The sequence below is a fragment of the Kocuria salsicia genome (assembly GCF_039532055.1).
GTDB classification, from domain to species: domain Bacteria; phylum Actinomycetota; class Actinomycetes; order Actinomycetales; family Micrococcaceae; genus Kocuria; species Kocuria salsicia.
Map to the genome: position 1 here is coordinate 1 of NZ_BAAARF010000017.1, position 1,368 is coordinate 1,368.

Sequence of the window (1,368 nt, forward strand, 5' to 3'; positions counted from 1 at the left end):
TGAACCGTCCCAGGTTCTCGGCCGCTTCTATGCGGGGAGCGGCTCTGGGTTGAGGGCCGCGTAGTAGGCCGCCTCGAACTCGTCGGGGCTGACCATTCCGAGGCTACCGTGGAGCCTGCGGTGGTTGTACCAGTCGACCCACCCAACTGTCGCGAACTCGACGTCCGCGATCGTCTTGTAGGGGCCGTCGTGGAAGATGGTGGTGCGGACGCATTCGGCCTTGTAGACGCCGTTGATCGTCTCCATCAGGGCGTTGTCGTACGCGTCGCCGATGCTTCCGATCGAGGGTGCGATCTGCTCGAGCGCGAGGTGATCGGTCAGCACTACGGATGTGTATTGGGATCCGGCGTCGGAGTGATGCCGGAGCTGGCCGGGACCGACGGGATGCCCGTCCCGGTCACGCCGCCACAGCGCCATCCGCAGCGGGATCATCACAAGGTCCGTGTGCTTGCTGGTCTGCGCATGCCAGGCGACGATGCGTTGCGAGAACACGTCGAGGATGAACGCGACATACACCCATCCGGCCCACGTCCGCACATACGTGAAGTCCGTCACCCACGTGTGATCCGGGCGCGGAGCGGTGAAGTCCCGGTTCAGCAGGTCCCCGGCACGGACCCCATCCTTGGCGGGGATCGTGGTGCGGATCGCTTTCGCCCGCGTGACCCCGGAAAGGCCCAGGGCCCGCATCGCGCGGTCCACCGCACCGCGAGACACGTCCCGGAGCGTGGTGCGGCGGATGAACGCGGTCATCTTCTTCCGTCCGTAAAGACCCTCCGGGGTCATCTTCCGGCGTGTGCTCCCGCCGGGCAGTGTCTCGTCGCGCCAGGCCGCGTCACGGACCGCGTCCACGACGATCGCGTCGGTCACGGTCCGGACCGCGACCCGGCCTCGCTTCCAGGCCCGGTAGGTGCGTGCCGCGATCTTCACGCCCTGCTCACGCAGGACGCGAATGATCGACTCGACGGCAAAGCCCTCCGAGCGCATCTGGTCGATGAAGCCCATCATCAACGGTTGCGGGGGTCGAGTTCCCCCACGAAGAAAGCCGTCGCCGCCTTCAAGATCGCGACGTCCTCACGCAACGCCCGGTTCTCGGCCTTGAGCCGGCGGATCTCCGCATGCTCTTCGCTGGTCTGACCACCACGGTCACCCGCGTCGATCTCGGCCTGGATCACCCACCGTCGCAAGGACTCCGCACCGACGCACTCCTGCCGGGCTACGGCCGCGATCACCTTCGCGTTCGACGGGTACTCTGACCGGTGCTCCAGCACCAGCCTCACGGCCCGCTCACGCAGAGCGGGGTCAATCTTCTTCGGCATGACGCCATCCTCTCAACTCGAAAAGATGCGGCACCAAACCTGGGACGGTTCA

1 protein-coding gene is annotated in these 1,368 nt (G+C 66.2%); it reads right to left on the bottom strand.

What is annotated here, in order from left to right:
- Positions 1-27: 27 nt before the first annotated feature.
- Positions 28-1,316, bottom strand: a protein-coding gene (locus tag ABD264_RS11485; RefSeq protein ID WP_144943476.1) for an IS3-like element ISPfr13 family transposase whose coding sequence is annotated in 2 segments (ribosomal slippage) — positions 28-1,043 and positions 1,043-1,316 — 1,290 coding nt in all. Because the reading frame shifts where the segments join, the coding sequence is not laid out codon by codon here.
- Between the last annotated feature and the right edge of the window lie 52 nt (positions 1,317-1,368).